The organism is Methylobacter luteus IMV-B-3098, from assembly GCF_000427625.1.
Taxonomy (GTDB): Bacteria; Pseudomonadota; Gammaproteobacteria; order Methylococcales; family Methylomonadaceae; genus Methylobacter; species Methylobacter luteus.
In genome coordinates, this window is record NZ_KE386569.1 from 2,423,228 (window position 1) to 2,440,693 (window position 17,466).

18 protein-coding genes are annotated in these 17,466 nt (G+C 57.1%); 5 read left to right on the top strand and 13 right to left on the bottom strand.

Annotated features, from left to right (window positions below; all coding sequences use genetic code 11):
* Positions 1-89: 89 nt before the first annotated feature.
* On the top strand, positions 90-785 hold the full coding sequence (locus METLU_RS0113115) for a class I SAM-dependent methyltransferase (protein ID WP_027158604.1): 696 nt from the start codon (positions 90-92) through the stop codon (positions 783-785).
* 27 nt (positions 786-812) lie between these two features.
* Here METLU_RS0113115 and METLU_RS0113120 read toward each other — a convergent pair whose 3' ends face one another.
* The 7 genes from METLU_RS0113120 to METLU_RS0113150 all read right to left on the bottom strand — a co-directional run bounded on the left by METLU_RS0113120 (position 813) and on the right by METLU_RS0113150 (position 6,816).
* Entirely contained in the window at positions 813-1,175 is a 363-nt protein-coding gene (locus METLU_RS0113120) for a hypothetical protein (RefSeq protein WP_027158605.1), read from the bottom strand.
* Positions 1,176-1,180: 5 nt separating this feature from the next.
* Positions 1,181-2,413 carry a beta-ketoacyl-ACP synthase gene (locus METLU_RS0113125; protein ID WP_027158606.1) on the bottom strand — a complete coding sequence of 411 codons (1,233 nt, stop codon included), beginning with the start codon at positions 2,411-2,413 and terminating at the stop codon, positions 1,181-1,183.
* The gene (gene fabG / locus METLU_RS0113130; protein ID WP_027158607.1) at positions 2,413-3,138 is read right to left on the bottom strand and encodes a 3-oxoacyl-ACP reductase FabG; all 726 of its coding nucleotides are present in this window, start codon (positions 3,136-3,138) and stop codon (positions 2,413-2,415) included. The genes METLU_RS0113125 and fabG overlap by 1 nt, the downstream gene beginning before the upstream one ends.
* Entirely contained in the window at positions 3,135-3,566 is a 432-nt protein-coding gene (locus METLU_RS0113135) for an ApeP family dehydratase (RefSeq protein WP_027158608.1), read from the bottom strand. The genes fabG and METLU_RS0113135 overlap by 4 nt, the downstream gene beginning before the upstream one ends.
* Before the next feature lie 220 nt (positions 3,567-3,786).
* Positions 3,787-4,965 (bottom strand): beta-ketoacyl-[acyl-carrier-protein] synthase family protein, encoded by a 1,179-nt coding sequence (locus METLU_RS0113140; RefSeq protein ID WP_027158609.1) that lies wholly within the window; start codon positions 4,963-4,965, stop codon positions 3,787-3,789.
* Complete coding sequence (locus tag METLU_RS0113145; RefSeq protein ID WP_027158610.1) at positions 4,946-5,539, bottom strand: DUF3261 domain-containing protein; 594 nt, start codon at positions 5,537-5,539, stop codon at positions 4,946-4,948. The genes METLU_RS0113140 and METLU_RS0113145 overlap by 20 nt, the downstream gene beginning before the upstream one ends.
* Entirely contained in the window at positions 5,536-6,816 is a 1,281-nt protein-coding gene (locus METLU_RS0113150) for an NAD(P)/FAD-dependent oxidoreductase (protein ID WP_051299910.1), read from the bottom strand. Before METLU_RS0113150 ends, METLU_RS0113145 begins: the two co-directional genes overlap by 4 nt.
* A 41-nt stretch (positions 6,817-6,857) precedes the next feature.
* Between METLU_RS0113150 and METLU_RS27945 the strand changes: the two genes are divergently transcribed.
* The gene (locus tag METLU_RS27945; protein ID WP_155920555.1) at positions 6,858-7,031 is read left to right on the top strand and encodes a hypothetical protein; all 174 of its coding nucleotides are present in this window, start codon (positions 6,858-6,860) and stop codon (positions 7,029-7,031) included.
* Between the two features lie 92 nt (positions 7,032-7,123).
* Positions 7,124-7,915 carry a sulfite exporter TauE/SafE family protein gene (locus METLU_RS0113160; RefSeq protein WP_027158612.1) on the top strand — a complete coding sequence of 264 codons (792 nt, stop codon included), beginning with the start codon at positions 7,124-7,126 and terminating at the stop codon, positions 7,913-7,915.
* Positions 7,916-8,389: 474 nt separating this feature from the next.
* Here the strand turns inward: METLU_RS0113160 and METLU_RS0113165 are convergent, their stop codons facing one another.
* From METLU_RS0113165 to METLU_RS25345, 5 genes are all read right to left on the bottom strand, one after another.
* Entirely contained in the window at positions 8,390-11,092 is a 2,703-nt protein-coding gene (locus tag METLU_RS0113165) for a cation-translocating P-type ATPase (protein WP_027158613.1), read from the bottom strand.
* A 108-nt stretch (positions 11,093-11,200) separates the two neighbouring features.
* Positions 11,201-13,528, bottom strand: a complete 2,328-nt coding sequence (locus METLU_RS0113170) for an MMPL family transporter (RefSeq protein WP_036243105.1) — start codon at positions 13,526-13,528, stop codon at positions 11,201-11,203.
* On the bottom strand, positions 13,509-14,093 hold the full coding sequence (locus METLU_RS0113175; RefSeq protein WP_027158615.1) for an outer membrane lipoprotein carrier protein LolA: 585 nt from the start codon (positions 14,091-14,093) through the stop codon (positions 13,509-13,511). The genes METLU_RS0113170 and METLU_RS0113175 overlap by 20 nt, the downstream gene beginning before the upstream one ends.
* Positions 14,090-14,512 carry an acyl-CoA thioesterase gene (locus METLU_RS0113180; protein WP_027158616.1) on the bottom strand — a complete coding sequence of 141 codons (423 nt, stop codon included), beginning with the start codon at positions 14,510-14,512 and terminating at the stop codon, positions 14,090-14,092. Before METLU_RS0113180 ends, METLU_RS0113175 begins: the two co-directional genes overlap by 4 nt.
* A gap of 121 nt (positions 14,513-14,633) precedes the next feature.
* Positions 14,634-15,380, bottom strand: coding sequence for a DUF1294 domain-containing protein (locus tag METLU_RS25345; protein WP_051299911.1), 747 nt, complete (start codon positions 15,378-15,380; stop codon positions 14,634-14,636).
* 86 nt (positions 15,381-15,466) lie between these two features.
* On the opposite strand from METLU_RS25345, the gene METLU_RS0113190 reads away from it, so the two are divergent.
* Complete coding sequence (locus METLU_RS0113190) at positions 15,467-15,997, top strand: REP-associated tyrosine transposase (RefSeq protein ID WP_027158617.1); 531 nt, start codon at positions 15,467-15,469, stop codon at positions 15,995-15,997.
* 600 nt (positions 15,998-16,597) lie between these two features.
* Positions 16,598-16,957: a hypothetical protein gene (locus METLU_RS0113195; RefSeq protein ID WP_027158618.1), complete on the top strand. Its 360-nt coding sequence runs from the start codon at positions 16,598-16,600 to the stop codon at positions 16,955-16,957.
* Between the two features lie 74 nt (positions 16,958-17,031).
* On the opposite strand, the gene METLU_RS0113200 is transcribed toward METLU_RS0113195, so the two are convergent.
* Entirely contained in the window at positions 17,032-17,307 is a 276-nt protein-coding gene (locus METLU_RS0113200; RefSeq protein WP_027158619.1) for a hypothetical protein, read from the bottom strand.
* Positions 17,308-17,466: the final 159 nt, after the last annotated feature.

Below are 17,466 nucleotides of genomic sequence, written 5' to 3' on the forward strand. Positions count from 1 at the left end.
ATCAATGACAGGCTTGTATCCCGAATGACTGTTCATACCCGGTGCCTTACAATGCCTGCTCCAAAACCGACATTCAGGATCGATTCAATATGGCATCAACACACTGGGTAAAAGAAAGCGCGTTCGGGATCTGGTTTCTCAATACGGACATGTGGCAGCAGCGCGTGCTGAAACGTGCTCTCGATGATCTGGACACTTTATTGCCCGACAACCGGCCCGCCTATTCCGCCATACTGGATATCGGCTGCGGGCGCGGCCATGCGCTCAGGATGCTCGATCAGCGCTTCCATCCGGCCCATATCAGCGCCATTGAAATCGATGACGCGCTGATCGGCGATGCCGTCCGGCAGGCTGAACGCTGCAGATGCCCCGTGACCGTCACAGCCGGCAATGCTGAAGCCCTGCCTTATGCAGATCAATCCTTCGACATGGTTTTCTGCCATCAGAGCTTTCACCATATCGTGCAGCATGAGAAAGCCATGCAGGAGTTCTACCGCGTGCTCAAGACCGGCGGCGTTCTGCTGTTTGCCGAATCGTGCCAGAAGTTCATCCATTCTTTTTTGATACGCCTGTTGTTCCGGCATCCGATGCACGTGCAGAAAACAGCCGATGAGTATGTCGCGCTGATCCGGCAGAGCGGTTTTGAGGTTGATCCGAAGGCGATATCGACACCGTATTTATGGTGGAGCCGGCCCGACGTGGGCGCTTTGGAGTGGTTCGGTTTCGGTGTGCCTGAAAACCGCGAAGAGACGCTGTTGAATCTGGTTGCGATGAAGGGGTTTTAGCCTAGGCTAAAACCCCTTCTCTGCCGGTTATTCCTGCGTGTCGCTAATCAGATCGTAGGTAATATTCGGATTGAAGCCCATCGGCCAGTAGATGAGGGCTGCCGGTGGCCAGAAGATGGAAACGGTGCGGAATTTGGCTCTCAACTTGCCTTCTTTGATGGTCTGGCCGTCCTGTTCCAGGCGGTAGGGGATACCGCCGCCGGGCGGCATCCCTGCTGCAGTCCAGAAGAAAGGCTTGGTTGTGACTTCGCCGTTGGCCTTGATATCTACCGGCTCCGGCCGTTTATAAACATACAGTTGCGATCCTTCCGGCACCTTGAAATGACCCGTCGTCGTACACCCCGTCATGGCCGCCGCTAATACTAAAACTCCACAAACTTTTTTTATCATTCTTATTACTCCCTTTTTGTTACGCGTTTAAAAATAAGAGACGTATTTATACCACCAAAAGCGAAATTATTGCTCATGACATAATCGCATTCCAGGAACCGGATCTCGCCTTTTATATAATCAAGCTCCGCGCATTGAGGGTCGATATTATCCAGATTGGCGGTGGGATGGAACCAGCCCTCGTTCATCATCCGGATGGCCGTCCAGGCTTCCAGCGCGCCGCAGGCGCCCAGCGTATGGCCCGTATAGCTTTTCATGGAACTGATCGGCGTACGCGAGCCGAACACGGCCGCCGTGGCATGGCTTTCGGCGATGTCGCCATGGTCGGTCGCCGTGCCGTGCGCGCTGATGTAGCCGATATCGGCCGCCTTGAGCCGGGCATCCTGCAGCGCCAGACGCATGGCGACCTGCATGTTTTCGCTGTTGGGCTGCGTGACGTGCAGGCCGTCCGAATTGGTGCCGAAGCCGACCAGTTCGGCATAAATGTGCGCGCCGCGCACCAGCGCATGCTCGTACTCTTCCAGAATCAGCGTGCCGGCCCCCTCGCCGATGACCAGACCGTCGCGGTCGCGGTCGAAAGGCCTCGGGCTTTTATGTGGCTCGTCATTGCGGATGCTGGTCGCGAACAGCGTGTCGAACACGGCCGCTTCCGCAGCCGAAAGCTCCTCGGCGCCGCCGGCCACCATCACGGTCTGGTAGCCGTGCCTGATCGCCTCGTAGGCATAGCCTATGCCCTGGCTGCCCGAGGTGCAGGCGCTGGAAGTTGTATAAACGCGGCCGTTGATGCCGAAAAACAGGCCGATATTGACCGGTGCCGTATGCGCCATCATGCGGATATAGGAGGTGGCATTGAGGCCGTCGACGGCATGATTGAGCAGCATGTTGCCGAATTCGGCCACGGCCTCGAGGCTGCCGGCCGAACTGCCGTAAGCGATGCCGGTCTGTCCGTTGCTCAGGCACGGGTCGCCCAGCAGGCCCGCATCGGTCAGCGCCAGCTCGGTCGCATAAACGGACATCTGGGCGATGCGACCCATGCTGCGCGTCTGCTTCCGCGAATAATGCGCCGGCTTCGTAAACTCGGCCGGCGCGCCGAGCCGCGTATTCAGCCCCCGGTATTGTCCCCAGTCAGGCATATGGCGGATGCCCGTCGACCGGGCTTTCAGCCGTGCCGCTACCTGTGGCCAGTCATTGCCTATCGGCGAGATACCGGCCATGCCGGTCACAACGACTCGCCTCATCAGCACAGCCCTCCGTTCACGGAGATGACCTGGCGCGTGATGTAGCCGGCATCGTCCGACATCAGGAAAGCCACTGCCGCGGCTACTTCGCGCGGATTGCCGACGCGCCGCGCCGGAATCATTTTCTTGATCTCATCGAGCGGCAGCTCGCTGACCATTTCGGTATCGATCAGTCCCGGCGCCACGCAGTTGACGGTAATGTCGCGCTTGGCCAGTTCCAGCGCCAGCGCTTTCGTGGCGCCGATGATGCCGGCCTTGGCCGCGCTGTAGTTGACCTGGCCGCGGTTGCCGATCAGCCCTGACACCGACGACAGCGTCACGATGCGGCCCGACTTGCGCCGTCTGACCATGGGCATGATCACAGGCTGCAGGACATTATAGAAGCCGTCCAGGTTGGTATGCACGACGCTGTCCCACTCCTCGCCGGTCAGCGACGGAAAGGCGTTGTCGGCCGTGATGCCGGCATTGCAGACCACGCCGTAGTAAGCGCCGAAGGCTTCGATATCGGCGTTGATCCGTTCGGCGCACTGCGCCCGGTCGGCGATATCGAATTGCAGAATGCGGGCAGTCCGACCCAGCCGTTCGATGTCGCTTGCTACGGCTTCGGCCTCGGCGCGCCGGCTGCGGCAGTGCAGCGCCAGATCGAAGCCGCGCTCGGCCAGATACAAGGCAATGGCTTTGCCGATGCCACGGCTGGAGCCTGTTACTAGAATCGTTTTATTCATAACGGTGTGTCATTAAGCGGAGGTTGGTAAACATTCAGATTGGCGCTGATCTCGATGCCTTCGCCCAGAATCCGGCACTCGAAAGCGCCCAGCCTGTCGTCCTGCATGATCTTTTCGACCCGCACCGTCAGTGCCGTGCCGATCTTGAATTCGGCGACGTTACCTCTGTAGTGCCGCGTGCCCAGCAGAAATCCGAGCCTGATCGGCTCACCGGCGAGCCTGGCTTTCATGCCGGCATAGGCGCCGACAGTCTGCGCCATGTATTCGATGCCGACCCAGGCCGGCACGGTTTTGTCGTCGCCGAACAAACCGGCGCGCACGACCAGTTCGGCCGACAGACTGTCATCGTCAAAGGCGATCACGCGGTCCAGCAGGATCATGGAGCCCGTGTGCGGGATCAGTTCGGCAATAGCGGGGAACGCATTCATGAGACGTTTAAAGTTGTAGGGTACGCAGTGCGTACCTTCTCAGAGTCATGGTGAATCGGCAAATTTCGAAAAAGGTATGCAATGCATACCCTATAAAGTTGTAGGGTGCGCAGCGCGTACCTTCTCGGAGTCATAACGGATTGGCAAATATTGAAAAAGGCATGCAATGCATACCCTACAAAGCTGTGCGGGATCAGTTCAGCAATTGGAGGGAAACTGCTCATGCTCTACCCACCACTATCGATAAGTTATTGCCGCCGAACGCGAACGAGTTGCTCTGGCAGGTCCCGATGCGCCGGCCCAGACGTTCGCCTTTCTTCACCAGATGCAGCGGCGCCAGTTCGGGATCGGGCTCATCGTCGCTGACATTCGGTATCAGGGCGCCTTCACTGTCGCCGGTCAATAGCAGCCAGCAGAAACCCAGCTCCAGCGAGGCCGCCGCGCCCAAGGTATGGCCGGTCATGCCCTTGCTGGAACTGACAGCCAGATCGGGCCCGAACACGGCGTTGACGGCCGCGCTTTCCATCGCGTCATTCAATACCGTCGCTGTGCCGTGCAGGTTCAGGTAATCGATTTCATCGGGCGTTTTGCCGGCATCGGCCAAGGCCAGCTGCATGGCCCTGATCACGGCCGTGCCGGCCGGGTCCGGCGCCGAAAAATGGTAGGCATCACTGGTCGCGCCGATGCCCAGCAAAGTGACGGGGCCGGGCTGCCGGCTCAGCACGAACAGGCTGGCCGCCTCGCCGATGTTGATGCCGTCGCGGTGCCGGCCGAATGGCTTGCAGTAACCGGCGCTGATCGATTCAAGCGCGGCAAAGCCGTTGATGGTCAAGCCGCACAGGGTGTCCGCGCCGCCGACGATGACTGCGTCGCAAAGCCCCAGATTAAGCAGCCGGCGCGCCGAAGCGAACGCCTTGCCGCTGGACGAGCAGGCTGTGGAGATCGTATAGGCGGGACCGGTCAGCCCCAGATAAGTGGCCAGAAAATCGGCACCGGTGCCCATTTGCTGCTGTTTATAGTGGAACAGCTCGGGCAAGGCGCCGGTTTGCGCCACCGAAGCCAGTGCCTGCTCCGTGCTTAGCACACCCGACGTGCTGGTGCCGACGACGACGCCGATACGGTCGGCGCCGAACGATGCGATCATCGCATCGACGGTCGGCCTGATCTGGTCCAGAGCGGCCAGCAGCAGCTGGTTGTTGCGGCAGCGGTAAACGCCGTATTGCGGCGTGATTTCGGGCAATTCGCTGTCGATGCGGCCGACGATGGCCTCGCGCCCGGCACTGAACCGGTCGGTAATCACTAGCCCCGACCGGTCGCCCGCCATGAGCTGCTTGCTGACCTCGGCCCTGGAGCTGCCGAGCGCGCACAAGAGGCCTAAATCATTCAGGTAAAGCGTCATAACTGAGAGTCTTGATGTTCAGGCGATAATGGTATTGATGGTTGGTCAGCTCGACGGCTCTGGGCCAAGCGGCATCGGGCGACAAATAGCGGACTTCAACTTTCCTGTCATTCTGCTGATACAGCAGACGATGATCCGGCCCGGTCTCCAGCCGCCAGCCGGCCGGCAGTATTTTTTCCAGCTCGGCGACGGGCCAGTAAGCCAGTTGCAGATCGGCGATCATAAATTCCGGCGCCACGGCATCGGGCAACAGCGGGCTTTTGTCGGACGTCAGGGTGTGCCCGTCATAACTTAAATTGAACAGGCTCAGGCCTTCATTCGTCAAACCGGCCATGGCGATGTGGCGGCTGTCCAGTTCCAGCACGCAGACCAGGGATTCCTGCCGGTCCGTCCAGGTAGCCGTCAACTGCTGCACGACGCGCCGCGCCGGCCCTGTCGGCGGCGCAATCGGCATCGCGACCGGTTGCCCGGCAATTTCCTTATGCTGTACCGCCGAGCATCCCGCCAACAAAGCCAGCATCATAAAAACAGCCACAAGCGACCTTCGGGCCGCGGCTACGGTCAATCCGGTCATTCCTTGTCGCCGCGACAAAATGCCGCCAACGTATCGAGCCTTGAACGGGCGTTTTTGACGTACGGGTTATTTTCATCCCAGGCATAACCGGCCAGTATCGAGCTGATCATCGCCTTGACTTCAGGCCGCTGTTTGTCGTGGAAGATCACATCCTGAAACCGGCCGTCGTACCAGGCATCGACGAATACGCGGAAGGTATCGACGCCGCGCTGCAGGGGCCTGGCGTAATCGGCCTGCCAGTCGACCGCTTCACCGCTGAACTGGCGGTTCAGCACATCAGCGGCCAGACTGGCCGACTTCATGGCGATCGTGACGCCGGACGAAAAGACCGGATCCAGGAATTCACCGGCATTGCCCAGCAAGGCGTAGCCCTTGCCGTACAGGCTTTTGACATTGGCCGAATAGCCGGTAATGGTGTTCACGGGGCTGTCGAATTCGGCCTTGTTCAACAACACCGTCAGGCTCGGGTCCTGGCCCACGACCTGCTGCAGCGCCGCCTTGTTGTCACCGGGCAGCGATTCATAAAATTCCTCTCTGGCCACGATGCCCAGACTGCTGCGGCCGTTGCTGAACGGTATCAGCCAGTACCAGACGTCTTCATGGTCGGGATGCACGGTAATGCGGATCTTGTTCCGGTCAAAGCGCGCATTCTCATCGATGCGGTCTTCGATATGTGTGAACAGGGCCTGCCGGACCGGGAAACCCGAAGGCGACTCCAGATCCAGCAGTTTCGGCAGGATGCGTCCGAAGCCGCTGGCGTCGAGCACGAAATCGGCTTCATAGGCCAGCAATTCGCCCGCCGCATCGCGCACGGTCAGTTTCGGCCTGTCCGCCGAGAAATCGGCCGAGAGGACTTCCTGCTGCCAGCGTATCTCGACGCCCATGCGCTCGGCTTCCTGCGCCAGCAGCTTATCGAATACTCCGCGCTGCACCTGGAAGGTCGTGCCGATGCCGGCAGTGAACTTGTCCTCGAAGGAAAAATCGGTGTATTTGCAGCCGCGCACGAACGAGGCGCCGTCCTTATACTGAAAACCGGCATTGGCGACGGCTTCCAGCATGCCGGCCTCCTTGATGAATTCCATGCATTGCGGCAACAGGCTTTCGCCGATGCTGAAGCGCGGAAACAGGTTGCGCTCCAGAATCGTAACGCGATAGCCCTGGTTCTTCAGCAGGGCTCCGGCGATGCTGCCTGAAGGCCCGGCGCCGATGATGATGACGTGGCGATGGTTGTTGTTTTGAATACTGGCGCCTTCTTGCTGACCGGCTATTGACGACATGATTAACTGCTTACGGCTTAATAAAAAGTGCTAATAATAGCATGAATAAGTTCTTTGAAATCAGCGTTATCGCCCACTTTTCCGGCTTCATTCGTCATCGTTTTTTTCCAATCTGCAGCAAAGCTCCGGCCCTATGCGGCTTTGATGCGGCGCGGACCCTGGCTTTCATCGATAAAAACCGAATTTATGCTGACATGGGCAAGAAAAAAAACTGACGTTGATTCAAAGCCGCTTTATGACGCTGGCCGGTCATTGATTATATAATGGCCGGTTACAGTTATTACTTTATGAATTAAGGCTCTTTAATATGGATTTAGCGTATATCATTTCGGGACTGCTGGTCGGTACTTTAGTCGGTTTAACCGGCGTCGGAGGCGGCTCACTCATGACACCATTGCTGGTTTTTCTGTTTGATTTTGCCCCGAAAACGGCGATCGGCACGGATTTGTTGTTCGCGGCCATTACTAAAACCGGCGGCGTGCTGGTTCACCATAACAAGCATCAATCGGTCGAATGGAAAATCGTCGGGTTCCTGGCGCTGGGCAGTTTGCCTGCCTCGTTGGCGGTTGTTTATCTGCTGACCTATGTGATGGAAAAAAATGACGGCGTCACGCAACTGATGACCACGACATTGGGAGTGACGCTGATTTTAACGGCCCTGTCCCTGATTTACCGTAGCGTCTTTACCCGCAAAAGCCATGAAATTGCATTGCAGCGCAAGACGCACCATGAGCGCTTCGGGCGCTGGCAGAATCTCCTCACGGTCCTGACCGGCATCGTTCTGGGCGCGCTGGTCACGCTGACCTCGGTCGGTGCCGGCGCGCTGGGCACTGTGGTTTTGTTGTTCCTGTATCCGCGCCTGGCGACCGTGCGCATTGTCGGGACCGATCTGGCGCACGCGATTCCGCTGACGGCCGTCGCGGGGCTCGGCCACATGCACATGGGCAATGTGGATCTGGTATTGCTGGGCAGCCTGCTGGTCGGCTCCCTGCCCGGCATTTACGTCGGCAGCTACTTCAGCGCCAAAATTCCGGAAAGCGTGTTAAGGCCGATGTTGGCAAGCCTTTTGATCTTGATTGGCGTGAAATTTGTCTTATAACCGGGTGGGGGTGGGGCGACCTCAGTCGGCTATGGCTTTGCAGGACACGCACTGCGTACCTTCCTGGAAGTCTGGCTTATCAGAAAATTTGGAGAGGGTACGCGATACCCTATAGGGCTTAAATGCGTCCCCTACAACCGATCAGTGCCCATGAGTTAATAACTGATGTTACGCACGGGCAGCTTTTTATGGCGTTTGTTGCTCCCGAGCACTACAGCTCTTGAGTCTCCTTTACCGAAACGAAAGCAACCCAATGCGCGCGTAGGTGCGAATTCATTCGCACTCAACAAGAGCCATAATGCTTTCTGGAGAGCTTTGCGGGCGTCTCGGGTCGAATACCCACATGGGGCACAAGTTAATTCGACCCTACAGGCGCAACGTATGGGCAAATTGTCTGCGTAACATCAGCCAATAATTGCTCCATTCATGTTTTTAATCCTTGAGTGCACAGTCAGTGCAAGGTTTTAAAAAAGATCAGCCAGCGTTTAGGGTTCCGGTCCAGCGTTTCCATTTAGCAACCGCGAACTTGCGCAACTCCTCTAGCAGCAGCATCGCCAGCGCGAACGGCAGGATGAACAGCCACACGTCGGGCGCCAGCGGCATCGTGCCGAACACCAGATTGCCCCAGGCTGTGTAGTCGATGACGATGACCAGCACGATTTCCAGCAAGATGCCCCACAGGATGATCCGGTTGTCGAAAGCCGGCGCGCCAAACACGCTGCGCTCCGGCGTCTTGCACAGAAACACATTGACGATCTGCGTGACGATGATGGCGCTGAAGCAGGCTGTCGTGGCCTGAAGATACAATGGCTCCGGGCCTGTCAGGCGCTCGCCCCAGTGCCAGCCGCCGCTGTACAGCACATAAAAATAAGCCGCCATGGCGACAATGGCCTCCATCACGCCTAAAAAAAGATAGGCGCGTGTCAGCAGGCGCCAGTCCAGCAGCCTTTCCTTGCGAGGGCGCGGCGGCCTGGCCATGTTGCCTGGCTCGGGCCTGGCAGCACCCAGGCCCAGAGCCGGCAGCATGTCCGTTCCCAAGTCAACGGCCAGAATCTGGATGATGGTCAGAGGCAGCGGGATTTTAAGCAGCGCGAAGGCCAGATAGGGCACAATCTCGGGAATGTTGGAGGTCAGGATATAGGTGAGGAATTTGCGGATATTCTCATAAACGGCGCGCCCTTCCTCGATGGCCGCGACGATGCTGGCGAAATTGTCGTCGAGCAGGATCATGTCGGCGGCTTCCTTGGCCACGTCCGTGCCGGCCACGCCCATCGCGATGCCGATGTCAGCAATTTTCAAGGCCGGCGCATCGTTGACGCCATCGCCCGTGACCGCGACGACATGTTTTTTTTTCTTTAGGGCCGTGACGATGCGCATTTTCTGGTCGGCCCCGACCCGCGCGAAGATGATGTCCGGCGCATCCAGAACAAAACGCAGCTGGATTTCGGACAATCTGCGCAACTGCGCGCCGGTGATCACGACCGGGCTGTCGGTTTGAACCTGCCCGATCTGCCGGCCTATCGCCTGCGCCGTATGCGGATGATCGCCCGTTACCATGATGACCTTGATGCCGGCTGCCCGGCACTTGCGGATGGCTTCCGGCACCTCGGGCCTTGGCGGATCTTCCAGACCGACCAAGCCAGACAGGACCAGGTCCCGTTCCTGTGCCGAGGCGTTGTGGCTGTTCTCCAGCATCCGCCATGCGAACGCCAGCACGCGCAGCCCCCTGCCCGCCATGTCCTCCTGCGCATTCAGATAGTCCTGCCGGGCGTCCGGCGTCAGTGGCACTGTCCCTGTTGCCGTCTGTATCTGCGTACACAACGGCAGCAGCGCTTCCAGAGCGCCCTTGCAATACAGCACGACACCCGTCGGCGTCTGATGGATCGTGGACAGGCGCTTGCGATCGGTATCGAACGGTACTTCGTTGATCTTGGGATAGCCGTGAACCTCGCCCAGGCAAGTCTTGGCCATGCGCACCAGCGCGATTTCCATGGGATCGCCCAATGACTGCCACTTGCCGTCGAGCAGGGTTTCTTTCAGGTTATGGCACAGCAGCGCATCCTCGAAGAAGCGGCGGTGCGCGTGCGCCAGTTCAGGCTGCCGATGTACCGCCGTCGGCGTCAGCAGTTGCCCGCCCAGGTAAAGCGCGCTGACGGCCATGCGGTTCTCGGTCAACGTGCCGGTCTTGTCCGTGCAGATCACGGTCGCCGAACCCAGCGCCTCCACCGAGGGCAGGTGCCGGATCAGGGCATTGCGCCTGGCCATGCGCTGCGTGGCCATGGCCAGCGACAACGTGACTGTCGGCAGCAACCCCTCAGGCACGTTAGCGACGATAATGCCGATTGCGAAAATGAAGTTATCCCAGAACGACATATGCAGGCGGCTACCGATCAGGAAAAACGCCAGACCCAGCGTGACCGCCAGAATCGCGATCAGGCGGCTCAAACGCACGATCTCGCGTTGCAGCGGCGAACGGGTCTTGCCTGCCGTCTGGGTCAGATGGGCGATCTTGCCGAATTCCGTATGCATGCCCGTTGCGAACACCACGGCCCGGCCCTCGCCCGACACAATCGAGGTGCCGGCCAGCAATGTATTGCGGCTGTGCTCCAGATTTTCCTCGATAGAGGGCACCGCATCGCGCGCCTGCGGCAATGACTCGCCGGTCACGGTGGCGTTATTGACGCGCAACGAGAAAGCTTCCAGCAGGCGGCAGTCCGCCGGCACATTATCGCCTTCCTGTAATAAAATGACGTCGCCCGGCACCAGGTCGGCCGCGAAAATCAGTCCGACTTTGCCGTCCCTGAGCACCTTGACATGTTGGGGCAGCAGTTTCTGCAACGCCAGGATGGCGCGTTCGGCCCGGTACTGCTGCCAGAACGAGAACAGGCCGTTGACGACAATAACGCCCAATATGGCATAGCCCAGCGTGGCCATGCCCTCGCCCGGATGCCGGGATTCGGCGAAAAACGCCAGACCCGCCGCGATCCAGAGAATCAGTGCAAAGAAATGTACGAATTCCCGAATGAAACTCAACCACAGCGCCTCTCCCTGCACCTGCTCGACGCGATTGGCGCCGTACTCGCGCAGGCGGTGTTCAACTTCCGCCGCCGAAAGCCCCTCATGGCGGCTGTGAAGGCTGGCGAGTGCTTCATCGACACTGAACTGATGGATTTTCATGACGACTCCCGAATAGCTGTGCCAGATCGAGCGCGGGCTTATTACCGTTTCCGGCGCTTGTTACATGATCATGCGCCCAGCATAGCACAGGGCGATTGGCGGGTCGCCTTACTCTGTCTGTTTGCCGGCGCCGTGCCTGCCCACCAGCGGCGCCAGCAGCAAGGCCGTCAGAATGCCCGCCGCGACGGTAAAGCCGAAAGCATGGACGATGGCCGTGGAGCTGACGGCCAGCAGGCCGAAAGACAGCAGCGTCGTAATAGCCGACAGGGTGACGGCCAGCGCGGTGCTGGACCGCTTATCCTCGGCGAGAAAGAAAAAGATGCCGTAGTCCACGCCTATGCCCAGCACCAGCAGCAGCGCGAACAGGTTGAACAGGCTGAACAGCTGGTCGAACCAGCCCAGCATGGACAGGGAGACGGCCGTGGCGAAGACGGGCACCGAAATGATCGTCAGCGCGTTGCGCCAGCCGAACTTGAGCCCCAGGCCTATCAGCACGATGCCGTAGGCGGCAATCAACAGGAGGCTGGCGCTGGCGCGGTAGCGTTCGAACAGCGACGAAAGCTGGGTCGCCTGGTCCACCCAGCGCACGCCCTGCAAATCTTGCAGTTGGGCCAGGGCCGCCAGATCCTTGATGCCGTTCAGCGAGACCGTGCTCACACAGCGGTCGGCGTCACAGCCCAGCCAGTGCATTTTCCGGGCTTCGTCGGCGCTGTCCAGCCATTCGGCCAGACTGATGCTGCTGTTTTCGGCGGCATTAAACCGCTGCTGTTCCTCGGCAATGGCCTGCTCGTCAAAGCCCAGTTCCGCCATGTAGCGTTTCAGCAGGCCGGCCTCATAAACCGCCCGCTTCAGCAGATTGTAATTGTCGCGCTGCGTGTCCGGATCGGGCCAGTAGCGGCTGAGTCCGTCGTAAGCTTCCATTGCGCCCTGCTGTTTCAAGGTTTCGAGACGCATCAGTAACGCTTGCTCGTTTCGGTGCCAGTCCTGCGGGTCTTTTCCGGCCACCAGAAAAAACTGGCTGTCCGCTTTGACAGGCAGCAATTGCCGGATCTTCTGATCGGCCGCCAATCGCTCGGCAGAGGCCGACTGCAACAGACGCACGTCGTCACGCGGCGTCAGTTGCAAAAGCCCGACCGTGATCCCCGTAACCGCAATCGGCGCGAGCCAAATCCGGTTCCTGAGCAGCCAGGCCGGCCAGTGCTGTTGCCAGTAGTTCGTCAGCCCCAGCATGGCCGGCTTGTGTGTTGGCTTGAAGCCCGTCAGCAGCAAGGGGAATAGCAGGACCACCGTGGCCCAGGCGCTGACCAGGCCGACCACCGAGAAAAACGCGATCTCGCGCAGGAGCGGAAACGGCGGCACGCCCAGGCTCGCATAACTGATCAGGCTGGTCGCCAGATCCAGCGTGATGCCCAGCAGGATGTATTGCAGGCCCTTGGCGGGCGTCCAGTCCGCCGAGCTGAAGCTGTTGCAGAAATAATGTAGCGCATAGTCGATGCCGACGCCGATCAGGCTGGCGCCGAACACCAGCGTCAGGATGTGGATCTTGCCGAAGACCATGATGCTGACGATTAACGCCGCAAACGTGCTGGCCGCGATGCCTAAACAGGAGAGCAGCAACGGCCGGGCGCTGCGGAAGGTCAGCAGCAACAGCAGGATGCCGATCGTGGAGCCGATGCTGACAATGGCGATCTCGCGCTGGGCGCTGTGCGAACCCTCGGCCGTGAACAGCGGCATGCCGGTCGCGAGCAGTTCGCCGTCGGCCGCCTCGATCTGGCCTTTCGCGTCATTCAAAAGCTCCCGCAGCCCATCCAGATTGTCCAGATGCAGCTTGTTGTCGGCCAGACCTGCGATCAACAGCGCCCAGAAACGGCCGTCGTCCTGCACGACTACCACGCCCTGCTCCAGCGTGAACCGGCCCGGATTCTGGGCGTTGAAATAGCGGCTGAACAACAGCAGCGGGTCACGTTCGAGATTCGCCGCCTCCAGTTGCCCGACCGGGCTGTAAAGCATTTCCAGATTGCGGCCGATCAGCGCCTCGGGCTGAGCCAGCAGAATGCCGCGCGTCTGCGCGTCGAGCAGCTGGTAACGGTAGGCGAACAGTTGCTGGTAGCGTTCGGCGAAATCCTGCTGATCCACCTGTAGCCGAATGTCGGTGAACAGGCCACTTTGCTCGAACCGCTGCCTGAGTTGATGGGCGTAAGCGATCGCTTGCGATGCGGAGCCCGCGCCGGTCAGGCAGATGACCTTGCCGTTGATGAGCTCGTTGTGCTGGCGCACGGCCTTGGCGATTTCGGGTTGCTGTTCGGTAGCCGGCAACAGTGCCAGAAATCCCGTTTCCAGCCAGTCCGCCGTCAGCATGCGGCTGCCGGCAATGCCCAGCGCCAGCAGACCGGCCAGCCAGACGAATGCGGCGATTCTAGGGTGATAAATGCGCAAAATCGGCTTCTTCTCCGGCGGTTAACCGGTCGGGATGGGAAATGTTTTGAAAGTGCAGCATGCTGCTGTTGCCGTTAGTTTCAAAAATTTCCAGCACGCGCAGTTCCTGATCGCCGGACAATTGCATGCGGCTGATGACTTTCTTCAGCATCTCGTCCTTGGGCACAAGTCTGACCTGCCAGGACGTTTTTCTGGCCGACCCGGTGATGTCGAACGCCGTGGCCAGCTGCGCCAGATCCGCGCCCAGCATGGCCTGGAACACCTTGCCGAACGCCGCCGGCACGGGCTGCTCGCCCTGCGCCGTCCACAGGCGCGTGTCGCTGATCAGCAGCAGCGACGGCACGGGCGACAGCGTTTTCCAGGCGACGCCCCGGCTTTTGTCATAGATAAATGTGCCGGTCGAAATGAGCGGCTTGCGCAATACTTTCAGCTGCTTGGTCTGCTCGAACGCGCCGCGCGTGATCGCGGCCTTGGTCAGGCGGGCATGGATCTGGTCAAGCAGTTCATCGGCCATGCAGACGTTGGCGGTCAGCAGAAACAGCATCAGTGCCTTCAAATAAATCACGCGACCTCCACGCCCAGTTTTTCGAGCAGAATGCCCGGCGATTCAAAACAAAGTTCATCCGTAGCCAGATCGACGGCCACCTGAATGCTGTAGCCCTTGGTCAGCCTGGCGCCGGTCTCCTTGTCGACGATCAGATAGTTGATCTTCAGCCGGTTTTCCCACTCGGCGACCACGGCCTGCACATTAATGACCTGGCCGAACACGGCCGGTTTGATATAGCGCATGCGCAGATCGATCACGGGCCACGAATACCCCGAATCAAGCATCTGCCGGTAGTTGTAGCCGATCTTGTCGAGCAGGGCGCAGCGCGCAATTTCAAAATACCGGACGTAATGGCCGTGCCAGACTATTTCCATCATGTCGACGTCGTGGAAGGGGATTTTCAGGTCAATAGCGGTTTGGTGGAGGGATTTAGTCATATCAGTCTATCCAATCCACAAGCGCAGTTTATATTCAGTCATTTGTTGCTTTCGTTTTTACTTGTTCTGCCAGGGCGGCAATGTAATCATCATCTGCCGGCAACATCAATACTTCCAGCTTCTATCTGTAAAAAAATAACCGAGCAGAGATATGGCTAAATCCGTAACCGATTTCCTGAAAACTCGCTATTGGAAAAAACATAAAACTGATCCAGCACGCCAAATGCATTATCACAATAATCCAGAAAGTCACTTGGAATGAGGTTTTTTTATTTTTATGCCGAATCCATTTTTGCGTTATTAACGCGCCAGGCCATCCGCCTAGCAATTCAAACAGGTGCAATGTCGATTCCGATGTTCGCCATTCGTTTTTATGGGCTTTTGACTTATCCCTGGCATACACCAAAAATGTCAGTAAGCTCATGACCAGGTAGGCAGCAAAAGGAAGGATATTGCGCTGTTCTATGATGAGCCGCGCTGAAAATACAAAAGGCGTCAGCGCGATAAGAATAGACATTATTCCCAGACGTGGTTTACGCTTTCCATCTGCCCTATTACGCTGAATAGCTTTAGGATGGACTGGCTGAATGACGGGCTGTCCTTTGACGTAAGCATCGTAAGCTCTGATTCTACCATCCTTATCAGACATGAGTTTGTAGTTAACGCTATCGCCAACTTTAGGTTCATAACCGGAATGCTTGATATCCCGAATATGAATGAAAATATCATTCTCGACGGAGGCAGATTTAATAAAGCCGAAACCTCTGTCCTGCTTCCAGGACTTAATGATGCCTTCGTAAGTTTGCATGAATATTTTTGTGTATTTTTGAGTTTTATGCGATGCAATTTTTAAATCTATTGTACTCAATTTTTTACATCGTTCCCACGCTCCGGCGTGGGAATGCCGCCTAAGGCGCTCCAGCGTCAACCAAATAAAAGCACAACCGTTCAGCCATGGGCCGAAGCCGTTACGTTATTACAGAACCCGATAAGCCGCATTTTTTAACCTGTACGGTGATGGAATGGCTGCCGGTTTTTACCCGCCCGGAAACCGTGCAAATCGTGTTCGACTGCTGGCGCTATCAACAGGAACATCAAGGCTTGCGGCTATACGGCTATGTCGTTCTGGAAAACCATCTGCATTTTATTGCGCAAGCGAAGCGGCTGGATAAGTGCGTCAGCAGCTTTAAATCCTACACGGCGCGGCGCATCATTGACCATTTGAAAGCCCATCAAGTCAAACCGTTGCTGACACGGTTGAGCTTTTCCAAACGGGCGCACAAGATTGACCGCGATTACCAGTTCTGGCAGGAAGGCGTTCATGCCGAGCTCATTTTCAGCGAGGCTATGATGAGGGAAAAGCTTGAGTATATCCATGCCAATCCTGTTAAACGCGGCTATGTGGAACTGCCGGAGCACTGGCGCTATTCCAGCGCTAGAAACTATATGGGACTAGCTGGCTTGATCGACATTGATCAGTGGTGAAACGCGACGCTGGAGCGCCTTAGGCGGCATTCCCACGCGGGAGCGTGGGAACGATACATGGCCGTGCCAGACTATTTCCATCATGTCGACGTCGTGGAAGGGGATTTTCAGGTCGATAGCGGTTTGGTGGAGGGATTTAGTCATACAACCCCAGAGGATGCAGCGGACTAACAATGCCGTGGCCATTCTTATAAAACATGAGTATCAATCATCGTCGTTTTCAGTAAATTCATTCGGTATGAATGGAATAATGCTTTCAGCAAACATTTTTGCGGAAAATTTAGTGATTCGTTGTTAATAGCTTTAAGTTGCTAGATTAAATCATATAAGCAACATTATATAAGCAACCTTGTCTGATCCTGGAGGAAATGCCAAAAATATCATAGCAAATTTACTTATTTCTAAGATATCACAGCAAAACTGCTTGGATTATCTAATGTACAGATAGGTCTGATAATGGACATTAGGGGGCAATGCTTTTGCTACCTTAATAACAGTAAAAAATGCCTTTTAAACCATATTGCCGACAGTAGGAAATCCACAGTTATTTTTTCGCAGTGAGAACGCGGTATCCAATCCAACATTAAAGAGGTGTATACCATGAACAACATCATCAGAGTATTGCTGCCCATTATCCTTTTACTCGGACTGTTGGTAGCCTGTACCCAACCAAGGCTCCATCCCATGGATATGAGCGCCGCTGTAGAAAATGCTAAAACCAGCGCTGATCACGAAGCACTGGCTGTGCATTATGAACAAGCAGTTCAGGATGCGGAGACTAAAATCGAAGAACATAAAAAACTTCTCGAACGGTACAAGGCAAAAAGTTATTTGTATGGAAGACAGGCTTCAACACTCCAGGCGCACTGCGAAGCGCTAATACGTTCTTACCGGCAAGTTGTTGAGGCCAATCAGGAAATGGCGAACACACACCGACAACTGGCTAAGGAAGTCCAATAATAATCTATCTGATGCCAATCTAAGGATAGTCGTGGTGGATGTTCAATGCCTGGCTGAATAGGGCCGATGAAAGTTCATTCGGCCTGCTTGAAATGCATGTATTTGACCCAGGCCGCGCAAGCCGCACCCACCACGATATAGGCGTAATTGACAAATATGCCGGACAGGGTGCCGGGGTTGTGTTCGACCGCATCGCGCAGGCCAGGGGTTACCGCGACGGTCCAGACAATGCAGGGAATCAAAAAAGACAAGAAACCCAATGCGGCCGAGGACAGGGGATTTTTGCCAGTCGCTTCGGCGCTTCTGTAAAACCAGTAGGTGATGAGTAAAGCGGTAATCGTGCCTGCCATAATGAAATCCCGTAAGTTGAGGTTGATGATTGCGCCACAGTACCAAATTGCCCTCTTCTGCTCAAGCGTGGCGCTGGAGCGTCGCTGGCGACATTCCCACGCAGCGCGTGGGAACGATAATCAAACGATACAATCCGGCCTATTTTTCCAAGCTTTCCG